This is a genomic window from Sinorhizobium sp. P24N7 (assembly GCF_042436655.1).
Lineage (GTDB): Bacteria > Pseudomonadota > Alphaproteobacteria > Rhizobiales > Rhizobiaceae > Sinorhizobium > Sinorhizobium meliloti_A.
Genome location: NZ_JBHMIW010000013.1, coordinates 193,302 through 214,460, shown reverse-complemented (window position 1 = coordinate 214,460; position 21,159 = coordinate 193,302). Strand labels below are relative to the sequence as shown.

Here is a 21,159-nt window from a genome sequence, read left to right as displayed (position 1 = left end):
TGGTTGCCCGCCACCGGTCGTTTTGTTCAGGATCGACACCTTCAGCCCGCACTAGATCATGATGTCTTGGTAGGCTCGGCCGGAAACCCCGTGCGTACTCCCCCATCCCGTTCTAGCCGGCGCATTGGCTGCATCACGACTCTTCGTCAAAATCACGGCACGAGATGTGTGCTGATGTAAGTTTCTATCGAATCTTCGATGGTACGCCACTGCGGCAGCAACCTGCTGGAGAAACGGTAAAGAACGATGAGGTCCTTGCCCATGTGAACGTCGCGCTGGCAATCGGCGCTGGTCGATGCCGCGGGGTTCTCGGGAAGCACGCAGCGCAGCACATAGGCAGGGCGTCCGTCCCTCTCGGCGGTGAAGAAGACTTCGCCGGCATAGCTGGAATCCGGCTTTGCGTCGTACCTAGTGAGGCCCTCGGGGCCGGCCTGCGGCGCGTGCTGCAGGACATGGCGGTAGACGGGGGCGAGACGCCCCGACATGTCGCGAGACATCGTACTTTGCGCGACCTGCAGGAAGATCAGATTTTCCGGCCGGCTGACATCGTCGAACAATGGCCGCGTCTTCTCGCTGTAGCCTTCGAGCCCCGGCCAGGTGAGATAGAGATCCACGCGCTCGACGATGCTCGTGTTGCGTTGGTTTCGAAGCGAATGGCATTCGCGGGCAGGCGCAAATGGTCCTGGCCGATAAAGATGTCGTAGGTTTCGCAGCTCGCAGTGTGGCCGGCCTGGGCGAGATGTCGACCGAACCAGCGCCCGGAAAAGGAGAGGGCGATCGTCAGCGCAAGGAGGATCACGACGGCTGCGGCAACTGTGTATACGGAGCGGGATGAAAGGAGCGGCAGGAGTTCCGGTTCGGGAATGTGGGGCGGGTTCATGGCTGCGCCGTAGGATACCTGATCAGGCGCGCGTTCTATCCGCTCGAAGGCCAATGGACCTCGCCGCGCGGAACTCGCTCGCGGCCAAGGCTCGTCCAACTTGGTTAATTTTGGGTGAAGCGTGGCGGCCGCCCGGGAAAATCCGCCCGGGCGCGGGCGGGGTGCCGACGGGGGCCGATCGGAGGCGCAGGCCATGGCCTGCGCCTGCTCATGTCCTTACTGCGCGCTGACGCTGCCGACGGCGAGAGCGCGACCATCCTGCAGTTTCACCCAGCGGCCTGCATGGTCCGAGGACTGCCGCTTCAGGTAGGTATATTCCGTGTCCGACCAGAGCAGCACCTTGCTGCGCATGTTGTCGAGAACGAAGTCGCCGCGATCGGTGCGCACCGTCAGGACGGCATGACCGTCGCCATTCGGCTGCAAGACGACGGTGATCAGGAGATCGGCGGGGGAGAAGCCGCTTTCGATCAGCTTGCGGCGCTTCAGCAGCACGTAATCCTCGCAGTCCCCGACGGCGTCCGGGTAGGACCAGTTTTCCTCGACACCATGGATCTCCATGTCGGTCATCGGAGCGATCGCCTGATTCACCTCGTAGTTGATTTCGAGGATCTTCTTCCAGCTTTCGCGCGTCAGCTCCGCCGGGCCAGGATCCTTGCCGATGGCCTGGCATTCGGAGGGATTGGCCTTGCAGAACTCGTAATGCCCGATCGGCGGGTTGGTCGCGCCGCCGACCGTCATGTTCGCCGGCGCCGCGTAAGCCGCCCCAGTGATGAGGCCGGTGGCAAGGGCTGCGGCAGCGATCGCCATGGTGATGATTGTGCGCATGATTGTCTCCCCGTTGTGGTTCGACATTGGCACAGAGTTTTTTACTGGCGGCGAAGATCGGAAGTAAAAACAAGAACAAACTCGAATAACATAAGAATAAAAATTGAGGAGAAATGTAATAAAATTCGATTCAAATTTTATCGATTTTTATGCGGCTTGTCGGCGCCCACCGGGAGCGACTACGGTGAAAGTCCGCGTAAGACGTTGAATATTATGAAAAAACATAGTCGCGGCGCATGTGGCAGGGCCGCGATTGCTCGTCCCGCCAGCCATGCAGCCGGTGACGGTATGACCCATCGGAGCCATCAGGAAGTAGTGCCAGATCGCTGGGAAGAGTAACGGCCGGTTTACCAGAAGCTATTTTTGTTGCCGGCCGCCGCGGAAGAGTCGTTTTGCACTGGCGAGAGCAGAGGCCTGGTCCAGGCGGTCCGCCGAGCAAGCGCCGCCTCTGTGGACGTTACTCCAGGCTACGTCGGGTGCGCTTACAGAAACTCGGTCAGTGCCTCGCGGGACTGTATCCCGGAGAATTCGATGGCGACGCCTTCCTGGAAATGACGGACGATCCTGCCCTTCATATTGCCCAGCCTGACCGGCGATCCTACGGCGGGCCGTGTGTCGATGTCGACCGCCGCGCCGGAAAGCGAGAGGTCGATGATCCGACAGCTGTATCTCTCGCCGGTATCGACGGTGAGTTCCGTCAATGTCTTGCGGGGCGCAAGCCGGTCATGGCGCCGGTCTTCCGGCAGACCGAGTTCGTGTTTGTTGGCGATCCAGGTCAGCTGTGCCGCAAGCTTCTCGCGCTTGCGCTCCGTGGCGTTGAGCTGAATCACGAACGTATCGTCCGCGACGCGTGACACGGTACCTTCGAGGCGACCTACATGGTCGACATAGGCAATGATACGCTCCCCGCCGCGCGGACGCGCGGGGGAGGTTAAGAGAACATCGCCCGGCGACATCTCCAAGGCGGTACAGTCATACTCCTCGTGACTGGCAAGCATCAGTCGTCCCGAAAGATTAACGGAAACGCGCTGAAACGCACTTTCCTGATGTGGTTTCGGGGCGCTGTTCTGCGCATGCTGGAAGGAGAACATGATCACTCTATGATGGATATAGTTTGCAGCCGAAAGTATAGACCGCACCGATTAACAGAAGGTTCGCTCAGTTTCGTCTTCCACCCTCGAAGACCCGCAGGTGCTGCGTCACGCGGAAGGGGCGATCGCAGGCATCGATGCGGCTGGCGGTCAGACCGGCAGTGGAGCATTCAGACGCGGGGAATGCGGCACACCGGCTGTCGAGGACAAGGTGCTGCAATGGCTTCATGTGCAGCCATATCGGACGGGACAGCGGCGACAGCGCGCCGAGTATGCGGTCGCCCGTACCGTCGGGAGAGGCGAGGGGGGTGAGCAGAACTTCCACGTCCAGCCGATCTCCGGTTGCGGTTGCGCCGGACGCGGTCAGAAGCATCGGCGTGCATCGCTTCACGACCTCAACGGCGATACCGGCAGCCTCCTCCTGCTGTCCGCCGAGCCACAAGGCGGAGAATTGACGGTGGCGGAGTTCGTCGCCGAACAGGCCGCAGATGTGGGTGCCCGCGAGACGAAAGTGTATTCCGCCGTCCGCCTCTGCCTGGAGGATGAAGATGTTGGGCAGGAGTGAACGAATATCGGCGGGCTGGATTTCGTCACGGCGCGGGAGATCGCGGTCGCCGCGAACTTCGTTCCAGTATTGAAACAGTTCCATTGTCGTTCTGCTGCGCATTTTTGCCCGATCGGTCGTTGTTGCGGCGCAGACCGTCCCGGATCGGGATAGCCGGCGGCCTATTGGGTATTCCTTGAGTGCATGGAGCGATTTTCGTGCCAGCGCGAAATTAAGGTTAACGGCCGGTTTCGATTGCGCTCGACGCCGGCGGCTGCCATTTCATTCGGCAGCACTTCACGAAGGATTGCCTTCAGCACGTCGACTGATACGCGCGGAACGGCGCGTGACGCCGTTCAGTTTTCACTGGACGGCGTTTTTTTGTTTGCTTATCCCTTGCGCGCTGCTGTGGGCGGTTCGCCGCCGTCTGAGCGCAACCGCAGCGACCGAAGGGAAGAGGCAGCGATGGAACGGGATCAGGCGGCAACATCACCGGAAACCGATGTCGAAAGTACCGGCGTCCGCAGTCGCGAGCCCGCCTTCAATCTTCCGCCGGGGCTGACCGGCATCCTTTTGTTCCTGATCGCGGTCCATGTCTTGAGGACCTATGTTCTGCCGGCCGAGATCGACCAGGAGCTGATCCTCAACTTTGCCTTTCTGCCGGTGCGCTACACGCTGCCGCTCGGTGAGCAGGGGCTGGTCTGGCTCTGGACGCCGGTGACCTATTCCTTCCTGCACGGCAGTTGGGAGCATCTCATCTTCAATGTCTTCTGGATGGTCGCGTTCGGCGCACCCGTCGTCAGACGGATCGGGATGGCCAGGCTCGCCTTGTTCTGGTGCCTGTCGGCGGCTGCCGCCGTCGGCTTGCATATCATCTTCCATTGGGGCGAGATGGCGGTGGTGATCGGGGCTTCGGGCGTCGTGTCAGGCTTGATGGGGGCGGCGGCCCGGTTCGTATTTTCCCCGAGCGGTCGCATCAGCCGCCAGTTTGCCCATCTCAATCGGCGGCTGTCGTTTGCGGAGACGCTCACCAACCGGTCCGTGCTCGTCTTCACCGGGATATGGTTCCTGACAAATTTGCTGGTGGGCTTTGGCATTCTGTCGATCGGAGGGGCGGGAAGCGTGGCCTGGGAGGCGCATATCGGCGGTTTCCTCTTCGGCTTCCTTCTGTTCGCATTCTTCGATCCCCGAAGGCAGGAAAGGTGAGGCACTGCCAGCCGGAAAGAAGCTTCCACCGGCTTCGGGCGAGGGTGCGACGATCGATTGTGTCAACCGCGGAATTTTTCGTGATGACTGATTTCGCCGCAGAGGCGGACGGCTTTCTGCAGAAGCCTTGATTTCCTGAAGTCGCTGGAGCACCATTCATCACGGCCGCCGAATTGCTCGAGGCGACCGCGGAAAAGGCCGGGTGCCGGCGTAGCTTTGTGCTCGAGGAGTGCCAAGGGGCTGCGCAGGCGCCGGAATGGGTACGGGTTTCCTGCGGCCATTTGCACTGTCATCGCGGACTTCCTTCCACCGGAGGAAAGTGCAGTGACCGGCACGGACGGAAACTCTTCCCGTCGGCCCGGTTTTGTCGCAACGGGAGATGTGCGCATGTCGGTGAAAGCGATTCTCAACGAAAAAGGCAGCAACGTCGTCACGGTCACGGCGCAGGTGACGGTGCAGCAGGTCGCGACTTTACTGCATGAAAATCATATCGGAGCCGTTGTCGTCGTCGATCCGGAAGAGCATATCGTGGGCATCATGACGGAGCGCGACATCGTCGCCTCGATTGCCCGATATGGTGCCGCCTGCCTCGACAAGCCGGTTTCTTCCGTCATGTGGCAGAACGTCTATTGCTGTCGCGAAGAAATGTCTGTCGACGCGCTGATGGAGATGATGAGTAAATTTCGCGCGCGTCATCTACCCGTGGAGCGGGAAGGCCGGCTGGCCGGCATTATTTCGATTGGAGACGTGGTGAAATATCACATCCGCGCCATCGAGAACGAGGCCGAACAGATCAAGGCCTATATCTCCGGCTAAGGCCTGTTGAGATTCATTTTGAGTTTGTGACGGCTGACCGTGCGCCACTCGACTCCTGTGACAAGCACAGGAATGGAGAAATCAAACAAGCGGCGCCGGGTGTCCGGATCTCAACGGGCCTTGGAACACTTGGGCCGATCCGCAAGTTCTCCCGGCCTTTCAACGAGGCAGCGGTTCCTGCATGCGCCGGATTTCCGAAAGCTTGATCTTGGCTTCCTGATAACCGCGCTCGATCGCTTCGCCGGCGCGGTGGAATTCCGAAAGTCCGATATCGTTCAGCTTCGGATGGAGCGACAGATCCGGCGGATCGCCAGCCAGCCGGGCGCGCGAAATGCGGTCCTGAATGATGTTGAAGGCCTGGACCATCACACTGGTCATGCCGAGCCGTGCCGAAAAACGGTTCGTCTCCGTCGCCGGCGCGTCGGGCGTTTCCATGCCGGCGCTGTGCTTGACGACCGCCGAGCGGCCGTAGACGTCGTAGTTCAGGTTGACGGCGACGACGTGCAATTGCTCATGTGCGCGGCAGACCGAAACGGGAACGGGGTTGACCAGCGCGCCGTCGATGAGCGTCCGGCCGTTGGCGTTGACGGGCTCGAAGATGCCAGGCAAGGCGTAGGATGCGCGAATGGCGGTAATCAGGGATCCTTTCTCGATCCAGACCTCGTGGCCGCTGTAGACTTCCGTGGCGACGGCCACGAAGGGCCGGTCGAGATCCTCGATACTGAGGTTCTGCAGATGTTCCTGCATCCGCTTGGTGAGCCGCAGACCGCCAAAGAGGCCACCGCCGCCGATCGCGAAATCGAGCAAGCCGGCAATACGGCGCACGGTAAGCGAGCGGGCGAAAGCCTCCAATTCATCGAGCTTGCCGGCGAGATAACAGCCGCCGACCAGCGCGCCGATCGATGTGCCCGCAATCATTCCGACTTCGATGCCCTCCTCGTCGAGGGCTTTCAGGACACCGATATGGGCCCAACCTCGCGCAGCACCGCCGCCGAGCGCCAGCGCGATCCTGGGTTTCACGGACTGGGAAATGGGTGGTTCTGGAGGAGTGGTCGTGATCGATGACCCGTTCGCGCCGGAAAGATCGGCGATCTGACTGTTACGCGTGAATGTCCAGTTCAGCATCCGGCACCTCCGACACCGCCGAATAGATTAGCTTCCGACACGGCCCTGCAGCCCTACTACCGCATATTCCTGGAACCGAAGCGATTCGGCCATCGAAACATGCCGGTGCCGGCTTCACGTTTGGTCGCTGAAAGTCTGACACCATAATCGAGATATAGCACTGAACCGGCTACAAATGCGGCCCGCCCGATAAACATTGGATACAGCCTGCAACACATTTTGGTACTCCGCCGTTACCGCGGGAACCACTTACAAGATTAATGATTAGATGCCCGTTTGGTTGCCAAAAGATGAATATATCACCCAGGTGAACCAGGAAAATGCAGATGCTCAGTTGCCGGCGTAAATCTGCGCCGGATCGAAATGCCTGTTGTCGTCGGTGATCGCCACTTTTGCTTCGCCATCAGTGACGCCGACCGTCCGATAGAAGCACGAGCGGCGCCCGGTATGGCAGGTCGCATCGTGGCCAGCCACCGAAACTTTCAGCCAGACGGCGTCCTGGTCGCAATCGGTTCGTATTTCCCGGACGGTCTGCAAATTGCCGGAGCTTTCGCCCTTCTTCCACAGGCGTTCGCGTGAGCGGCTGTAGTAATGCGCGATTCCGGTTTCGAGCGTGAGGGACAGCGCTTCGGCATTCATGTGCGCAACCATCAGCAATTCGCCGTCGCGGGCATCGGTGACGACGACCGTGATCAGACCCTTCTCGTCGAAACGCGGGGTGAAGGCCGGGCCGCTTTCCAGTTCGGCCTTGTCCTGCGGAGGGGATGCAAATGTGAGCGTCATAGTCCGAGCTCCACTACAGCGCCGCGCGTCTCGGTCAGACGCGCAAGGTCGCTGTAGCACTTGGGGGTTGCTGCATGCTTTTCAGCATGCGGTGGCGGAGCTTACTTGAAGCCCCGGAGCATCGTCATGAAACGGACCTGTTCGGCCGGCTCGCTCTTGAACGCACCGGTGAAGGTGGTCGTCAGCGTCGTCGCGCCCTGCTTCTTGATGCCGCGCATCGCCATGCACAGATGCTCGGCCTCGATCATCACCGCCACGCCCCGGGGCATGAGGGTCTCGTCGATGGCCTTGGCGATCTGCGCCGTCATCGCTTCCTGTGTCTGCAGACGACGGGCGTAGATATCGACGACCCGGGCGATCTTGGAAAGACCGAGCACGCGGCCGTTCGGCAGATAGGCGATATGAGCCTTGCCGATGATCGGTACCATGTGGTGCTCGCAATGCGAATAGAACGGGATGTCCTTTTCCAGCACGATATCGTCGTAGCCGGAGACTTCCTCGAAGGTTCGCCCGAGCACGTCTTCAGCCGCGAGATCGTAGCCGCCGAAAATTTCCCGATACGCCTTGGCGACGCGCGAAGGCGTGTCCTTCAGGCCTTCTCGTGCCGGATCTTCACCTGCCCAGCGCAACAAGACGCGAACGGCTTCTTCGGCTTCCTTCTGCGTCGGACGACCTGTGTCGTCGAGCACAGGAAAATTCTTCACTATGGCGTCCATATGGCCCCTTCAAGCAATACGAAATTGCTGACGTTTTATCTTTTCGGACAACTCGCCATTGGCCATACGCCTAACCCTGCAGGCTTGGGTTCCGTTGGCGGGCTCCGGGGCTTTCGGGTCTCGGCTTAGCAGTGCACTGGACCGTCCGGCACGGTTTCCCAAACAACAGGCGACATTTGATCCCCTTGCGGAACTGTCACCCCAACACGACATAGCATATAGTATGGTGCCACATGGATAAAAGAGCCCGAATGCGCCACGCCTTGCTTTTTTCCCGCCGCCTGGGGAAAATCATGCGCCGAACGCCCGAAACCGCGAAAAATCCACCGGATTCCTAAATGATAGACGACATTTACAACAGCAGAATTCTCGAATTCGCAGGGAATATTCCGCGCCTCGGAATGTTGACCGACGCCGACGCCGAAGCCGCCGCGCATTCCAAGCTTTGCGGCTCGAAGGTGAGAATCTGGCTGAAGATGGACGGCGACGTCGTCATCGACTTCGCCCATGACGTCAAGGCCTGTGCGCTCGGCCAGGCGTCCTCATCCATCATGGCGCGCCATGTCGTGGGTGCCCATGCGGACGAGATCCGGCAGGCCCGCGAGGACATGCTGGCCATGCTGAAGGCCGATGGGGAGGGGCCATCGGATCGCTTCGAAGACATGCGCTTTCTGAAGCCGGTCAAGGACTACAAGGCGCGTCATGCCTCGACGATGCTGACTTTCGATGCCGTCGTCGATGCCATCGGTCAGATCGAGGCGAGGCGCCTCGCCTCGGCCGTCTGAGCCATGTGCCCTCAGCCCCATGCCGATCATGCATTCACCCGTGGCGATGCCGGTGCCGCCGGAGGGCGGAATTGGTCCGGGCCGTTCCGCAAGACGCCGGGGCGCCTCGTCGGCGTCACCCTGATCCGCGCCTATCAACTGACGCTGTCGAGTTTCATCGGCAATTCCTGCCGGCACTTGCCGACCTGTTCGGAGTACGGCTTCGAGGCGATCGCCCGATACGGCCTCTGGGCCGGCGGGTGGCTGACCTTGTTCCGGGTCATCCGCTGCGGCCCGGGCGGAACCCACGGATTCGATCCGGTGCCGGAAAGCCTCGCACCGCGCCAGCGCTGGTACACGCCATGGCGCTACTGGCAATTACGCCGAAAGGACGCATGAGAGCCGTGACCATTCCGATGGAGTACCGGCAGGCCTCTGCGGATTTCGACCGGTTCATCGTCGACGCACGCGATATCGCGGCTCTTCAGACAACCAATCAGGCCTATACCATGGTGCAGGCGGTGCTTTACACTTTCCGCCGTCGCCTCGATATTTCCGGCGCCCTGCTTTTCGCCAAGGCGCTACCGCCGGTCCTTCGAGCGATCTTCGTCGGCGACTGGGACCTGGAGGAGCCGACCGTGCCCTTCTGCGAACGCCGGGCGATGACGCGCGAGGTGCAGGCCTTCCGAGGCAATCACAACGTCTCTCCGGAAACGGCGATCGCAGATGTAGCCGCGGCGTTGCGGCGCAATGTAGACGAAACGCTGTTCGATCGCGTGCTCGCGCGCCTACCCGCGGGCGCTGTCGATTTCTGGCGGGCTTGAGGCGAATGAAGGCTTACGTCGCCTTGCTGCACAGCATCGTTCTCGCCGACGGCCGGCGCGTCGTTATGGCCGACTTGAAGGCGATGGCCGAAGCGCTCGGCTACAGGGCGCCGCGCACGCTCGTCGCCACGGGCAATCTTCTGTTCGAGTCGCCAGAAAAGCCGCTCGCGGAATTGGAGGCCGAACTCGAAAGGACTTTCGAGAAGACCTTCGGCCGTCACGTCGATATCATCGTTCGTTCCGCGGAGGACTGGTCGAGACTTGCGGCAGGCAACCCTTTTCTCGTGGAAAGCGAAAGGGATCCTGCGAGCGTCCACGTGCGGGTGATGCGCTCTCCTCTCGAAGCCGACATGCGGGAAAAACTGCTCGGCCATTGTTCCAGGGGCGAGCGCGTGGCCATCGTCGACGGCGATCTCTGGGTCGATTTTGCCGGCAGGGCGAGCGAATCGAAGTTGCTCGGGGCGCTAACGACCAAACGGCTCGGCATCGGGACGGTGCGCAACTGGAACACCGTGAGGCGACTGCGTGGAATGGTTGCCGGTTGAGCGGCCGCCGCGCCTTTACTCCACGGTGAAAAAGCTTTATCAGGCCCGCGAACCGGCCCGGCCGGCAAACCATACCACCCGCATTCGTTGGCGGGACTGGATAGGAGATCATGATGTCGCATTCTGTTTCCCTTACATTTCCTGATGGCTCCGTTCGAGAATTCGCCGCCGGCACGACCGGTCGCGATGTCGCGGAATCGATCTCGAAGTCTCTCGCCAAGAAGGCCGTCGCGATCGCCATCAGCGGCGAACTGCGCGATCTCTCGGATGCCGTGACGGAAGGTAGGATCGAGATCGTCACGCGCGACGACAAGCGCGCGCTCGAGCTCATCCGCCACGACGCGGCCCATGTCATGGCGGAAGCCGTGCAGGAGTTGTGGCCGGGAACGCAGGTGACCATCGGTCCGGTCATCGACAACGGCTTCTATTACGACTTCGCCAAGAACGAGCCCTTCACGCCGGACGACCTGCCCGTCATTGAGAAGAAGATGCGGGAGATCATCGCCCGCAACAGGCCCTTCACCAAGGAGGTCTGGTCGCGCGAAAAGGCCAAGGAGGTCTTTGCCGCCAAGGGCGAGAATTACAAGGTGGAACTCGTCGACGCCATTCCCGAGGGGCAGGACCTGAAGATCTATTACCAGGGCGACTGGTTCGATCTCTGCCGCGGGCCGCACATGGCCTCGACAGGCCAGATCGGTACGGCGTTCAAGCTGATGAAGGTGGCGGGCGCCTATTGGCGCGGCGACAGCAACAATCCGATGCTGACGCGCATCTACGGCACTGCGTGGCACACGCAGGAGGAGCTGGATCAGTATCTGCACGTGCTGGCCGAAGCCGAGAAGCGCGACCATCGCCGGCTCGGCCGCGAGATGGACCTCTTCCACTTCCAGGAGGAAGGGCCCGGCGTGGTCTTCTGGCATGGAAAGGGCTGGCGGATATTTCAGAGTCTGGTCGCCTATATGCGCCGCCGGCTCGAAGGCGATTACCAGGAGGTCAATGCTCCCCAGGTTCTCGACAAGTCGCTGTGGGAGACCTCCGGTCACTGGGGCTGGTATCGCGACAACATGTTCAAGGTGACTGTCGCCGGCGACGATACGGACGATGACCGCGTCTTCGCGCTGAAGCCGATGAATTGCCCCGGACACATTCAGATCTTCAAGCACGGTCTGAAGTCTTACCGCGAACTTCCTGTTCGGCTGGCGGAATTCGGCGCAGTCCACCGTTATGAACCCTCCGGCGCGCTGCACGGTCTCATGCGCGTCCGCGGCTTCACGCAGGACGATGCGCACATCTTCTGCACCGACGAGCAGATGGCGGCCGAATGCCTGAAGATCAACGACCTGATCCTTTCCGTCTATGAGGACTTCGGCTTTAAGGAGATCGTCGTGAAGCTGTCGACGCGGCCGGAAAAGCGCGTGGGCTCGGATGAGCTTTGGGATCGCGCCGAAGCCGTGATGACGGAAGTCTTGCAGACCATCGAGGCGCAGTCCGAAGGCCGCATCAAGACCGGCATCCTGCCGGGCGAGGGCGCCTTCTACGGCCCGAAGTTCGAGTATACGCTGAAGGACGCGATTGGCCGCGAATGGCAGTGCGGAACAACGCAGGTCGACTTCAACCTGCCGGAGCGCTTCGGCGCCTTTTACATCGACAGCGAATCCGAGAAGCGCCAGCCGGTGATGATCCATCGCGCCATCTGCGGTTCGATGGAGCGTTTTCTCGGCATTCTGCTGGAGAACTATGCCGGCCACATGCCGCTGTGGATATCGCCGCTGCAGGTGGTGGTCGCAACCATCACGTCGGAAGCGGACGATTACGGCCGCGAAGTCGCCGAACGCTTGCGTGATGCGGGGCTGACGGTCGAGACCGATTTCCGCAACGAGAAGATCAACTACAAGGTCCGCGAGCATTCGGTGACGAAGGTTCCGGTGATCGTCGTCTGCGGCAAGCGCGAAGCGGAGGAGCGGTCGGTCAACATCCGTCGCTTGGGCTCTCAGGCGCAGACGCCAATGTCGCTGGACGAGGCGGTCGCTTCGCTTTCCGCCGAAGCCATGGCACCGGACCTAAAGCGCAGGAGCAATTCCAGGAGAAGTGTGTAACGGTTTTCGTGCGCAAGTGCGTCGTTTCAAGACGCTCGAGCGCACGCCCGCAACTGAAACTGTGGGATTCCGTGCGCACTGTTGTGAGGCTCTTGTCGCGCGGCTGCCGCTCATCCGGCGGCCGCCACCTACTCCCATTTTGATGGGTGAAGGTACCGGCAGGCGGTTGAGGGGCCGGGTGGGGTTACGTCTTCAGTCCTGCGCGTCCGCGGCCTCGTCGGCTTCGCCGCTGCCGTTGAGCAGCACTTCAACATCAGTGTTGACACCGGCCTTCACGGCGAAGTCGCGCTGGTAGATCTTGTCCTTGTTGCGCGCCACCGCCGTGTAGCTGCCCTCGGCAAGGACGAGGGTCGGGAAGGCGCCGACGCTCTCGCTGACGACGTCGCCGGAGGAGGTGAGAATCGACCAGGCGGTATCCGCAATGGCTTCGCCGCCGGCTTCCGAGACGAGTTTCAGGGTCAGCTTCGCGGCGCGGTGCTGGATCGTCGCTTCGGTCAGCTTGCCGGCTTCGATCTGGATGTCGGCACGGATGACGGCATTCACCGATCCGTAGTTCGACACGACGTGGTAGGTGTCGGCATTGAGCTGAACCACCGTACCGGGCTTCACGTCGGCGACCACGAGGCCGCGCTCGCCATCCTCCCTCACGTCGGAAGAGAAGATCGAAAAGCTGAGTTCGTTCGGCGGGATGCGGACATCGCTGCCGGAGACGGCGTTCAGCATGACGCCCCCGGCGTCGAGCACGAGCACCTGTTTGTCGAGCGGGCCGTCTTCGGGCACACGAATCTTGCGGGTCGCGCCCGCCCGGCCAAAGGCGACATTGACGAAATATTCGCCGGGCACGAGATTGAAAGCGGTGGAGCCGCCCTCGGAGGTCGCGAGCAGCGGCAGCTTTCCGTCGCTTCCCGGAATGGGGCTGAAGACCCGCCAGGTAAGGCCCGATTGGACCGGCTTTCCATTATCCGTCAGCAGCGCCTCGAGCTTCACGTCCTTCAGTTGGCCGCCCTGCATCGGATCGGTGATGAGCGGGCTGAAACCGGTAAGCTTCGGCATCTTGTGCGTGCCGGAGATCGAGGGAAAGCTCTTGAAGGCGTCAGTGGCATCCTCCGCAAGCGCGCGTCCCGCACCGGTCCCGGCGAGTGTGATCGCCAGAACGGTTCTCAGGAAAATACGATGACGGAGACGCATGAGAGCAGTTGACTTCTTGACTGGGTGACTCCACTTGGGACGCCGGTATGGCATTTTCGTGGCTGCCGATCCGGCCGCAAACTAGTGGAATTCGCTCGATATGAAAACCGAAATAAAGCTTGTCGACTATCTTGCCTCCCGCAGGTCCATCCCGGCCTTTCAGATGGGTGAGCCAGGACCCAGCAAGGCGGAAGTCGCGGAGATGCTGAAGCTCGCCTCGCGCGTGCCGGATCATGGCAAATTGGCGCCGTGGCGCTTCATTGTCTATCGGGGCGAGGAGAGGGCGCGCATCAGCGCCGAACTGAAGAAAATGGCGCTTGCCGCCAGGCCGGACATGCCGGAAGAGATGATCAAGGTCGAGGAGGCGCGGCTGACGCGCGCGCCCGTCGTGGTCGCCGTGGTCAGCAAGGCGGCGCCGCATTTCAAGATTCCGGAATGGGAGCAGCAGATGTCGGCTGGTGCCGTCTGCCTCAATCTGCTGATGGCCGCAAATGCGCTCGGTTACGCCTCGAACTGGCTGACCGAGTGGTATGCCTTCGAGGAACGGGCCTATCCGCTGCTGGGCGTGGCGCCGGGCGAGAAGATTGCGGGCTTCATTCACATCGGCACTGCAACGGTGCCGCCGACGGAGCGCCCCAGGCCCGAACTCGAGGAGATCGTCACCTGGGTCGGGGAGAGTGACTGATGTTCTACGATACCGCCGGAAACGGACACGGCCTGCCGCACGATCCCTTCAAGGCGATCGTGTCGCCGAGACCGATCGGCTGGATCGGCACCCGCGCGGCCGATGGGGCGCTGAATCTCGCCCCCTATTCCTTTTTCAACGCCATCAGCGACCGGCCGAAGCTCGTGATGTTCGCCTCGAGCGGCTACAAGGATTCGGTACGCAATATCGAGGCGACCGGGGATTTCACCGCGAGCTTTGCCAGCCGCAACCTGAGCGAGGCGGTCAATCTTACCTCGGTGGCTGCCCCGCATGGTGAAAGCGAGTTCGAGATTGCAGGGCTGACCCCCGTCGACGGAACGCTCGTGAAGGCTCCCTTCGTGGGAGAGGCGTTCGCGGCGCTCGAATGCCGGATGACGGATATCTTTCGTCCCAAGGGCGTCGACGGCGTGGCTTCCGACAGCTATGTCGTCATCGGCGCAGTGGTCGGCATTCACATCCGCGAGGAGGCCATTCGCGACGGGCGGTTCGATATGGCGACCGTGAAGCCGCTCGCCCGGCTCGGCTACATGGACTATTGCGATGGCGGCGACGTCTTCGAAATGATCCGGCCTGTCCGCTAGATCACGATGGTTCAGGTGATCGACCTGAGACCGTCGTCCATCGATTCATCCCGTCTGGGCTTGGGGCGCGACACCTGCAGCGGCAAGAAGACCGATCTGTTGCGGCGAGCGGATGGCAACGCTGGAAAAGCCATTCTCTATGCTGCTTTTCCACAGGCGTCGCACGGCCGCCTCATCATCGGCGTCGACCGGCAGCATGTCGTAGGCCGCGATGCGGGCCTCGTGAGCTCTCAGGACCGCCGCCGCGCGGCCGGCCCGGACGACGGCCGGCACATCGCCGGTTTCGGTGACGCGCCTGCAACCACACGCTTCCGCCAGGGCCGAGGCATCGAATATCAGTGCCGAGAGGCGCGGTGATGCACCCGCCAGCGAATGCGGCGACAGGACGCTTTCCGGCGTCGTCGCGTATTCGGCAAGAATCACCGTTCGGCCCTCGGCCTTGCTGGCCGCCGCCTCGGCGACCCTGAGCAGCACATCGAGCCGCTGAATGTCTGCGGGGCCGCGGCATCCGGACAGAACGATGCCATCGAAGCCGTTGCCGATCAAAGCGGCAAGCTCGTCTTCGCCGGGATCGCCGCTCGTCCCGATTCGGGCGAGCAACAGGCAGCCTGCATCCTGCCGAGGCAGGTCCGAGAGTGGCCGGCCAATTTGGCCGCCGGTCACCACGACCGCTTGAACGGCGGTCAGGATCTGCTTCGGAGGCGGCGGTTCGTCGGCCGGCAGATACAGGAGCGGTAGGGTGGTTATCGCGCCGTTAACAGACATGGTGAACCAATCTTAAACCTTTGCCCGCTAGGTTTCGAGCATGGGGCTGCTCGGGTGACTAGTGGGGCATAGGTGATCATACAAGCATTTCTTCGCTGGGTGGAAACGGCGAAAGCCAGCGAACGTGCCAGTGCTGCCAGTGCGCTTGGTCGCGCCTATGCTGAAGCCGCTGTGAACGGCATCGATCGGCAGGCGGCCGAAATGGCCATGACCTTTCTCCTCGACGATCCTTCGCCCAAGGTGCGTCGATCTCTCGCGGAGGCGCTGGCCGATTGCCCGATTGTACCGCGCTCGATCATCAAGGTGCTTGCGCAGGATCAGCCCGAGATCGCCTACATCACCATTTCCCGCTCTCCCGTCTTGAACGACGACGATCTTGTCGACATGACGGCGGAGGGCGGCGCGGAGATGCGGGCGATGATCGCCTCCCGCAGCGCCGTCTCATGCGCGGTTGCGGCTGCGATCGCCGAGATTGGCGGCGAGGAAGAGGTGCTCATTCTGTTGGAAAACCCGGGGGCCGGACTGTCTCCGGGCTCGTTGCGGCGAATAGCCGACCGTCTCGGCGATAGCGTGGCCGCCCGCGGCCTGTTGCTCGAGCGTCATGATCTGCCGAGCGACGCGCGCCAGATCCTCGCCGAAAAAGTCGGCGCGGCGCTTGCGGCCTCCGACCTGGTACGCGCCGTCGTGGGCGAGGGGCGGGCGCAGCGTGTCGTGCGGGAGTCTTGCGATGCGGCAGCGCTGACGCTTTCCTCGGCCTCCGCGAGGGAGGAATTGCAGCGGATGGTTGCCGGTCTCCGCAAAGCCGGCCGCCTGACGCCGGCTCTGCTGTTGACGGCGCTTTGCAGCGGCAGGACGGAGTTTTTTTCCGCGGCGATCGTGGATCTGTCCGGAGTCCCGGAAAAGCGCGTCCGATCGATCCTTTCGGGCGGGCGGTTCCACTCGATCAGGGCTCTCCTCGAAACTGCGGGTCTTGGGCCTGAAGTAAGCGGAGTGTTTTCGGAGGCCGTATTGTTCTGCCAATGCGAGGCAGATGCGGATCACGATGGAGTCTCCCCCTCCGTGGCCGCCAGACTTTCGGATCGCCTTCGCCGCCGAAGCCGCGGCGCATATCACGTCGTCGCCGAACTGGCGGAGCGGCTGGCTTTTGCCGAGCAGCGGCAGAGGGCGCGCAACTACGCGTCGCTATCCCGCCAGGCCGCGTAAGAGGACTTGATTACCTCAATTGCCGAATCGGCGCGCCACCCACGAATAGCCGTCTTCGACGTAGTGGACCGGTGCGCTGACGATCGCCTTCAGCTTCTCCCGGTCGGGTACCGCGCCGCTGATCAATGCCAAAGCGCGCCTCGGCAAGGTTGGTTCTCCGCCTTCCGCCGCTGGGGGTGTGTTTTGCTGCACGCCCGGCTGGGTCGGAAGCGTTGCATTCATCTCCGGAACCGGCTCGGTTTCCGCCGTCATGCCCGGCCCTGAGCTCTCGCACACGGCCACCACGACCGGGTAGTTCCTGTCGGAGAACCGCGGCAGTTCCTTTTGCGATTCCGCGTCGCACTGCACGATCGACGGCCAGTCGCCGTTCACGGTCGAGATGTAATGGCATTGGGTCACGTTGTCGTCGCAACCGAGAATGGTCATGACGATCAGGGCGGCTTTCATGGTCACGTTTTCCGTTCAGATGATGGCGAGTCCCTGTTTATGGCCGTCCGATTCTCTCCAAAGAAGGGCAAAGCCGGCGAGCCCCGAAACAAATTGTTTCTCACCGTCACGCGGATTGATTGTGATAGCTGCGAACTTGCGTCGTTTGGCGTATTGGTCCCGGCGTCCTTCGGCGTTAGAGCGTTGGAACCGGGCGCTTCCGGCGCGGGACCGAATGGATTCCTTTGGAAGCTCACATCCAGCTTACGATCGTGCATGGGGAGAGACTGAAATGACCGCCGTAACCATCGCCGAAGAGTCGCCGCGCCAGCCGGCCGTCATCCGCCTGCTCGAATTGTCCGACGCCTATGCGGCATCGCTCTATCCGGCCGAAAGCAATCATCTGGTCGATCTGTCTCAGTTGGAGCAGCCGGCCGTATCCTTTTTCGTCGCTCGACGTGACGGCGAAATCGTCGGCTGCTGTGGCCTCGTCGAAGCAGGCGACGGTACGGCCGAGATCAAGCGGATGTTCATCGACCCGGAGGCGAGGGGGCTGAAGATTGGCAAGCTGCTCGTATCGGCCCTTGAAGCCAAAGCGGCAAAGCTCGGTCTGACGGCGATCCGTCTTGAGACCGGCATCCATCAGCCGGAAGCGATCAGCCTGTACAGGGCATCCGGCTACGTGGAGCGCCCGCCCTTCGGCACCTATCTGCCGGATCCGCTGAGCCTGTTCATGGAAAAACCGGTTCGGCAGGAGCCGTGAGGGCGATCACGCGTTTCAGATATCCAGGTTGTCCGCAAAAACGGCGCGCTCCTGGATGAAACGGAAGCGGGCCTCGGCTTTCGTTCCCATCAGGCTGTCGACGGCATCGCGGGTACCCTCGAAGTCGACATCGTCGATTTCGACCTTGAGGAGCGTCCGCTTGGCCGGGTCCATCGTGGTTTCCTTGAGCTGCGCGGGCAGCATCTCGCCGAGGCCTTTGAATCGCCCGAGTTCGACTTTGCCACGGCCATTGAACTCCGTCCGCATCAACTCTTCGCGATGCGCGTCGTCGCGGGCATAAAGCGTCTTGGAACCCTGGCTCAGGCGATAGAGCGGCGGCACGGCGAGATAGAGATGGCCGCCGCGGATGAGCTCCGGCATTTCCTGGTAGAAGAAGGTGATCAGAAGAGATGCGATGTGCGCACCGTCGACGTCGGCGTCGGTCATGATGATGATGCGCTCGTAGCGCAGGTCCTCTTCGCGATACTTCGAGCGCGTGCCGCAGCCGAGCGCCTGGACGAGATCGCCGATCTGCTGATTGGCACCGAGCTTCTCCCGGCCGGCGCTGGCGACGTTGAGAATCTTGCCGCGCAGCGGCAGGATCGCCTGGTTGGCGCGGTTGCGCGCCTGTTTGGCCGATCCGCCGGCCGAGTCCCCTTCGACGATGAAGAGTTCGGCACCTTCCGCCGTATTCTGGGCGCAGTCCGCGAGCTTGCCCGGCAGGCGCAGCTTGCGGACCGCCGTCTTGCGGCTGACTTCCTTTTCCTTGCGCCGCCGTACGCGCTCTTCGGCGCGCTCCACCACCCAGTCGAGAAGCTTGGCCGCCTCTGCCGGATTGTCGGCGAGGTAATGGTCGAAAGGATCGCGAAGCGCGTTTTCGACGATCCGCTGCGCCTCCACCGTTGCCAGCTTGTCCTTCGTCTGACCGACGAATTCCGGCTCGCGAATGAAGACCGAGAGCATGCCTGCCGCGGAGATCATGACATCGTCGGTGGTGACGATCGCAGCGCGCTTGTTCTGGGTGAGCTCGGCGTAGTTCTTGAGCCCCTTCGTCAGCGCAATGCGCAGGCCCGCCTCGTGCGTTCCCCCTTCGGGTGTCGGGATGGTGTTGCAGTAGGAATGGATCTGCTGGTCGCCACCATACCAGGTGACCGCCCATTCGAGCGAACCGTGGCCGCCGGACTTTTCCGATTTGCCGGCAAAAATCTCGCGGGTGACGGTGAATTCCTTGCCGAGCGTGGCGGCCAGATAGTCCTTGAGGCCGCCGGGAAAATGAAACACGGCCCTGTCCGGGATTTCCGAACCTTCCGGCAGGAGCGCCGGATCGCAGGACCAGCGGATTTCGACGCCGCCGAAGAGATAGGCCTTGGAGCGGGCCATTCGGAAAAGCCGCGCCGGCTCGAAGCGGGCATGCGGTCCGAAGATCTGCGGGTCGGGGTGGAAGCGGACCCTGGTGCCGCGCCGGTTGTGTACGTCACCCAGGTCTTCGAGGCCGCCCTGCGCGATGCCGCGGGAGAAGCGCTGGCGATAGAGCCGCCGGTTGCGTGCAACCTCGACTTCAAGGTCGTCCGACAGTGCGTTGACCACGGAAACGCCGACGCCGTGCAGGCCGCCGGAAGTCTCATAGGCCTTGCCGTCGAACTTGCCGCCCGCATGCAGCACCGTCATCACCACTTCGAGCGTCGACTTGCCGGGAAATTTCGGGTGGTTCTCCACCGGGATGCCGCGGCCGTTGTCGGTCACCGTCAGGTAGCCGTCGGCGTCCAGGCTCACATCGATGAAGTTGGCGTGCCCCGCGACCGCCTCGTCCATCGAGTTGTCGATGACTTCGGCGAACAGATGATGCAGCGCCTTTTCGTCCGTCCCGCCGATATACATGCCTGGACGGCGCCGGACCGGCTCCAGACCTTCCAGCACCTCGATTGCCGAAGCGTCGTAGTCGCTGCCGTCGCTCGTCTTGGGTGCGGGGCGCGGCGCTTCGTTACCGGCGACGGGGGCCGCGGGCTTGCGTGGCGCGGCATCCGCCGGCTTCGGCTGTTGGGGCATAGCGGAAAAAAGGTCGCTGCTGTCGTCCATGAAGCGTTCAGATCGTTCCTGTCTAAGTGTCGGCTAGGCCATAGCAAGACCGCGGCGCGGCCGCCATCCTTTGTCGCGCGAATCACCGGAATTCTGCCAGAGTCTCGCCGGAAGAGCGAACAAAAGGCGAATTTCGATGCCCCGGAGGAAGAAATACCCTTTAATGAGCCAGATTTGCCGCGCCAGTGTTGCTTGGCCGAGGCGCCGGTGGCAAGGCATGCGCCGAACGAGGGAGCCGATCGGGTGTCCATGTCCACAATTCTTTTCTCCATACGGCATCTGATCGGCGCACTTCTTTTTGCGAGCCTTGCCGTTTCCGCAAGGGCCGAACCCCTTGAGCCCTACAAGGATGCGCTTTTTCGCTATAGCAAACTGCTTCACGAGGCGGATGGCGGCGACTTCCGCGTTGTCGATTACCAGGAGCTCCGCGACATCAACGAGCGCGACCAGATACCCGAGCGACGGGTGAAGCGCGCTTACGTGTCGCTCGGTGTCAAGAGCGTCCAGGTGAACGAGACGCTCGCTCTGGGAGAGCGGGGGCTTGACGTCACTCGCGTCGGCCCCGATCGCGGCGCCGCATTCACCGTGATCTTCATCCATGGTCGCGGCGGAGACCGCCGTCTCGGTGCCAATGATTTCTCGTTCGGGGGCAATTTCAATCGCCTCAAAAATCTGACTGTCGTCAATGGCGGTACCTATTACGCTCCAAGCGTCAGGTCCTTCGATGCTGCGGGCGTAGCGGATATTTCGGCTCTGATCCGTTTCGCCGCGGAGCGCTCCGGCGGCCGGCCGGTGGTCCTTTCCTGTGCCTCCATGGGAAGCTTCATCTGCTGGGGCATAGCCCGCCAAGAGGCGACCGTCTCGGCCCTTGGCGGCATGATGATCATGGGCGGTCCAGCCGACCCCGACTTTCGCAAAAGTGCCGCCTACGGGGCGCGGCTGCCGATATTCTTCAGCCACGGCAGCCGCGACAGCGTCTATCCGGCCGAGTCCCAGATCGCGTTCTATCGCAGCCTCAGATCGAAGGACTATCCTGCCCGCTTCGTCCTGTTCGAAACAGGTTCGCATGGAACTCCGATCAGGATGACGGACTGGCGAGAGGCGCTGAACTGGATTCTCGACCGCTAGATCACGATGTTTTTAGGTCGGGTCGACCTAAAAACATGAACGTGATCGATTCCAAGAAGTTGGAGCGGGATGCGGGCGGAAAACCGCACACACTTTTCCTCACCCCGC

22 protein-coding genes and 1 pseudogene are annotated in these 21,159 nt (G+C 61.9%); 12 read left to right on the top strand and 11 right to left on the bottom strand.

What is annotated here, in order from left to right:
* Positions 1–152: 152 nt before the first annotated feature.
* The 4 genes and pseudogenes from ACFHWW_RS22940 to ACFHWW_RS22925 form a co-directional block, all read right to left on the bottom strand.
* Positions 153–880, bottom strand: a pseudogene (locus ACFHWW_RS22940) (hypothetical protein).
* A gap of 216 nt (positions 881–1,096) precedes the next feature.
* Positions 1,097–1,705 carry a transglutaminase-like cysteine peptidase gene (locus tag ACFHWW_RS22935; RefSeq protein WP_275598055.1) on the bottom strand — a complete coding sequence of 203 codons (609 nt, stop codon included), beginning with the start codon at positions 1,703–1,705 and terminating at the stop codon, positions 1,097–1,099.
* A 482-nt stretch (positions 1,706–2,187) separates the two neighbouring features.
* Positions 2,188–2,796 (bottom strand): PilZ domain-containing protein, encoded by a 609-nt coding sequence (locus tag ACFHWW_RS22930; RefSeq protein WP_018097840.1) that lies wholly within the window; start codon positions 2,794–2,796, stop codon positions 2,188–2,190.
* Between the two features lie 67 nt (positions 2,797–2,863).
* On the bottom strand, positions 2,864–3,445 hold the full coding sequence (locus ACFHWW_RS22925) for a PAS domain-containing protein (RefSeq protein ID WP_379940978.1): 582 nt from the start codon (positions 3,443–3,445) through the stop codon (positions 2,864–2,866).
* Positions 3,446–3,805: 360 nt separating this feature from the next.
* Here ACFHWW_RS22925 and ACFHWW_RS22920 point away from each other — a divergent pair, with 360 nt between their 5' ends.
* Positions 3,806–4,546: a rhomboid family intramembrane serine protease gene (locus tag ACFHWW_RS22920; RefSeq protein ID WP_324763283.1), complete on the top strand. Its 741-nt coding sequence runs from the start codon at positions 3,806–3,808 to the stop codon at positions 4,544–4,546.
* A 387-nt stretch (positions 4,547–4,933) separates the two neighbouring features.
* Positions 4,934–5,362, top strand: coding sequence for a CBS domain-containing protein (locus tag ACFHWW_RS22915; protein WP_018097838.1), 429 nt, complete (start codon positions 4,934–4,936; stop codon positions 5,360–5,362).
* A gap of 159 nt (positions 5,363–5,521) precedes the next feature.
* On the opposite strand, the gene ACFHWW_RS22910 is transcribed toward ACFHWW_RS22915, so the two are convergent.
* The 3 genes from ACFHWW_RS22910 to folE all read right to left on the bottom strand — a co-directional run bounded on the left by ACFHWW_RS22910 (position 5,522) and on the right by folE (position 7,986).
* On the bottom strand, positions 5,522–6,487 hold the full coding sequence (locus tag ACFHWW_RS22910) for a patatin-like phospholipase family protein (RefSeq protein WP_018097837.1): 966 nt from the start codon (positions 6,485–6,487) through the stop codon (positions 5,522–5,524).
* Positions 6,488–6,817: 330 nt separating this feature from the next.
* On the bottom strand, positions 6,818–7,270 hold the full coding sequence (gene hisI / locus ACFHWW_RS22905) for a phosphoribosyl-AMP cyclohydrolase (RefSeq protein ID WP_379940975.1): 453 nt from the start codon (positions 7,268–7,270) through the stop codon (positions 6,818–6,820).
* Positions 7,271–7,371: 101 nt separating this feature from the next.
* Complete coding sequence (gene folE, locus ACFHWW_RS22900; RefSeq protein WP_379940973.1) at positions 7,372–7,986, bottom strand: GTP cyclohydrolase I FolE; 615 nt, start codon at positions 7,984–7,986, stop codon at positions 7,372–7,374.
* A 338-nt stretch (positions 7,987–8,324) separates the two neighbouring features.
* Here folE and ACFHWW_RS22895 point away from each other — a divergent pair, with 338 nt between their 5' ends.
* From ACFHWW_RS22895 to thrS, 5 genes are all read left to right on the top strand, one after another.
* Positions 8,325–8,771, top strand: coding sequence for an iron-sulfur cluster assembly scaffold protein (locus ACFHWW_RS22895; protein ID WP_379940971.1), 447 nt, complete (start codon positions 8,325–8,327; stop codon positions 8,769–8,771).
* Between the two features lie 3 nt (positions 8,772–8,774).
* A complete protein-coding gene (gene yidD, locus ACFHWW_RS22890; RefSeq protein WP_018097834.1) occupies positions 8,775–9,149 on the top strand; it encodes a membrane protein insertion efficiency factor YidD in 375 nt (124 codons plus the stop codon).
* Positions 9,146–9,574: a DUF2267 domain-containing protein gene (locus ACFHWW_RS22885; RefSeq protein WP_379940969.1), complete on the top strand. Its 429-nt coding sequence runs from the start codon at positions 9,146–9,148 to the stop codon at positions 9,572–9,574. The genes yidD and ACFHWW_RS22885 overlap by 4 nt, the downstream gene beginning before the upstream one ends.
* A 5-nt stretch (positions 9,575–9,579) precedes the next feature.
* Entirely contained in the window at positions 9,580–10,119 is a 540-nt protein-coding gene (locus ACFHWW_RS22880) for a DUF1697 domain-containing protein (RefSeq protein ID WP_379940967.1), read from the top strand.
* Between the two features lie 113 nt (positions 10,120–10,232).
* Positions 10,233–12,215, top strand: a complete 1,983-nt coding sequence (gene thrS, locus ACFHWW_RS22875; RefSeq protein ID WP_324763288.1) for a threonine--tRNA ligase — start codon at positions 10,233–10,235, stop codon at positions 12,213–12,215.
* Positions 12,216–12,407: 192 nt separating this feature from the next.
* On the opposite strand, the gene ACFHWW_RS22870 is transcribed toward thrS, so the two are convergent.
* Positions 12,408–13,403 (bottom strand): hypothetical protein, encoded by a 996-nt coding sequence (locus tag ACFHWW_RS22870; protein ID WP_379940964.1) that lies wholly within the window; start codon positions 13,401–13,403, stop codon positions 12,408–12,410.
* A 100-nt stretch (positions 13,404–13,503) separates the two neighbouring features.
* On the opposite strand from ACFHWW_RS22870, the gene ACFHWW_RS22865 reads away from it, so the two are divergent.
* Together ACFHWW_RS22865 and ACFHWW_RS22860 are read left to right on the top strand one after the other, a co-directional pair.
* Positions 13,504–14,088: a nitroreductase gene (locus ACFHWW_RS22865; protein ID WP_379940962.1), complete on the top strand. Its 585-nt coding sequence runs from the start codon at positions 13,504–13,506 to the stop codon at positions 14,086–14,088.
* Positions 14,088–14,690, top strand: coding sequence for a flavin reductase family protein (locus ACFHWW_RS22860; RefSeq protein WP_275598046.1), 603 nt, complete (start codon positions 14,088–14,090; stop codon positions 14,688–14,690). The genes ACFHWW_RS22865 and ACFHWW_RS22860 overlap by 1 nt, the downstream gene beginning before the upstream one ends.
* A gap of 45 nt (positions 14,691–14,735) precedes the next feature.
* Here the strand turns inward: ACFHWW_RS22860 and ACFHWW_RS22855 are convergent, their stop codons facing one another.
* On the bottom strand, positions 14,736–15,455 hold the full coding sequence (locus ACFHWW_RS22855) for an aldolase/citrate lyase family protein (protein ID WP_379940960.1): 720 nt from the start codon (positions 15,453–15,455) through the stop codon (positions 14,736–14,738).
* 72 nt (positions 15,456–15,527) lie between these two features.
* On the opposite strand from ACFHWW_RS22855, the gene ACFHWW_RS22850 reads away from it, so the two are divergent.
* Positions 15,528–16,658: a DUF2336 domain-containing protein gene (locus ACFHWW_RS22850; RefSeq protein WP_379940958.1), complete on the top strand. Its 1,131-nt coding sequence runs from the start codon at positions 15,528–15,530 to the stop codon at positions 16,656–16,658.
* Between the two features lie 15 nt (positions 16,659–16,673).
* Here the strand turns inward: ACFHWW_RS22850 and ACFHWW_RS22845 are convergent, their stop codons facing one another.
* A complete protein-coding gene (locus ACFHWW_RS22845) occupies positions 16,674–17,105 on the bottom strand; it encodes a hypothetical protein (protein WP_379940956.1) in 432 nt (143 codons plus the stop codon).
* A gap of 271 nt (positions 17,106–17,376) precedes the next feature.
* Here ACFHWW_RS22845 and ACFHWW_RS22840 point away from each other — a divergent pair, with 271 nt between their 5' ends.
* Positions 17,377–17,847 carry a GNAT family N-acetyltransferase gene (locus ACFHWW_RS22840; RefSeq protein ID WP_379940954.1) on the top strand — a complete coding sequence of 157 codons (471 nt, stop codon included), beginning with the start codon at positions 17,377–17,379 and terminating at the stop codon, positions 17,845–17,847.
* Positions 17,848–17,862: 15 nt separating this feature from the next.
* Here ACFHWW_RS22840 and parE read toward each other — a convergent pair whose 3' ends face one another.
* Positions 17,863–19,923 carry a DNA topoisomerase IV subunit B gene (parE, locus tag ACFHWW_RS22835; protein ID WP_018097823.1) on the bottom strand — a complete coding sequence of 687 codons (2,061 nt, stop codon included), beginning with the start codon at positions 19,921–19,923 and terminating at the stop codon, positions 17,863–17,865.
* Positions 19,924–20,115: 192 nt separating this feature from the next.
* Here parE and ACFHWW_RS22830 point away from each other — a divergent pair, with 192 nt between their 5' ends.
* Positions 20,116–21,051: an alpha/beta hydrolase gene (locus ACFHWW_RS22830; RefSeq protein WP_379940952.1), complete on the top strand. Its 936-nt coding sequence runs from the start codon at positions 20,116–20,118 to the stop codon at positions 21,049–21,051.
* The last annotated feature ends 108 nt before the right edge of the window (positions 21,052–21,159 follow it).

Bases quoted from the DNA above. Each gene is read 5' to 3' on its own strand.
- ACFHWW_RS22935 (WP_275598055.1), bottom strand. From the start codon at position 1,705: ATGCGCACAATCATCACCATGGCGATCGCTGCCGCAGCCCTTGCCACC.
- ACFHWW_RS22930 (WP_018097840.1), bottom strand. From the start codon at position 2,796: ATGTTCTCCTTCCAGCATGCGCAGAACAGCGCCCCGAAACCACATCAG.
- ACFHWW_RS22925 (WP_379940978.1), bottom strand. From the start codon at position 3,445: ATGGAACTGTTTCAATACTGGAACGAAGTTCGCGGCGACCGCGATCTC.
- ACFHWW_RS22920 (WP_324763283.1), top strand. From the start codon at position 3,806: ATGGAACGGGATCAGGCGGCAACATCACCGGAAACCGATGTCGAAAGT.
- ACFHWW_RS22915 (WP_018097838.1), top strand. From the start codon at position 4,934: ATGTCGGTGAAAGCGATTCTCAACGAAAAAGGCAGCAACGTCGTCACG.
- ACFHWW_RS22910 (WP_018097837.1), bottom strand. From the start codon at position 6,487: ATGCTGAACTGGACATTCACGCGTAACAGTCAGATCGCCGATCTTTCC.
- hisI (WP_379940975.1), bottom strand. From the start codon at position 7,270: ATGACGCTCACATTTGCATCCCCTCCGCAGGACAAGGCCGAACTGGAA.
- folE (WP_379940973.1), bottom strand. From the start codon at position 7,986: ATGGACGCCATAGTGAAGAATTTTCCTGTGCTCGACGACACAGGTCGT.
- ACFHWW_RS22895 (WP_379940971.1), top strand. From the start codon at position 8,325: ATGATAGACGACATTTACAACAGCAGAATTCTCGAATTCGCAGGGAAT.
- yidD (WP_018097834.1), top strand. From the start codon at position 8,775: ATGTGCCCTCAGCCCCATGCCGATCATGCATTCACCCGTGGCGATGCC.
- ACFHWW_RS22885 (WP_379940969.1), top strand. From the start codon at position 9,146: ATGAGAGCCGTGACCATTCCGATGGAGTACCGGCAGGCCTCTGCGGAT.
- ACFHWW_RS22880 (WP_379940967.1), top strand. From the start codon at position 9,580: ATGAAGGCTTACGTCGCCTTGCTGCACAGCATCGTTCTCGCCGACGGC.
- thrS (WP_324763288.1), top strand. From the start codon at position 10,233: ATGTCGCATTCTGTTTCCCTTACATTTCCTGATGGCTCCGTTCGAGAA.
- ACFHWW_RS22870 (WP_379940964.1), bottom strand. From the start codon at position 13,403: ATGCGTCTCCGTCATCGTATTTTCCTGAGAACCGTTCTGGCGATCACA.
- ACFHWW_RS22865 (WP_379940962.1), top strand. From the start codon at position 13,504: ATGAAAACCGAAATAAAGCTTGTCGACTATCTTGCCTCCCGCAGGTCC.
- ACFHWW_RS22860 (WP_275598046.1), top strand. From the start codon at position 14,088: ATGTTCTACGATACCGCCGGAAACGGACACGGCCTGCCGCACGATCCC.
- ACFHWW_RS22855 (WP_379940960.1), bottom strand. From the start codon at position 15,455: ATGTCTGTTAACGGCGCGATAACCACCCTACCGCTCCTGTATCTGCCG.
- ACFHWW_RS22845 (WP_379940956.1), bottom strand. From the start codon at position 17,105: ATGAAAGCCGCCCTGATCGTCATGACCATTCTCGGTTGCGACGACAAC.
- ACFHWW_RS22840 (WP_379940954.1), top strand. From the start codon at position 17,377: ATGACCGCCGTAACCATCGCCGAAGAGTCGCCGCGCCAGCCGGCCGTC.
- parE (WP_018097823.1), bottom strand. From the start codon at position 19,923: ATGGACGACAGCAGCGACCTTTTTTCCGCTATGCCCCAACAGCCGAAG.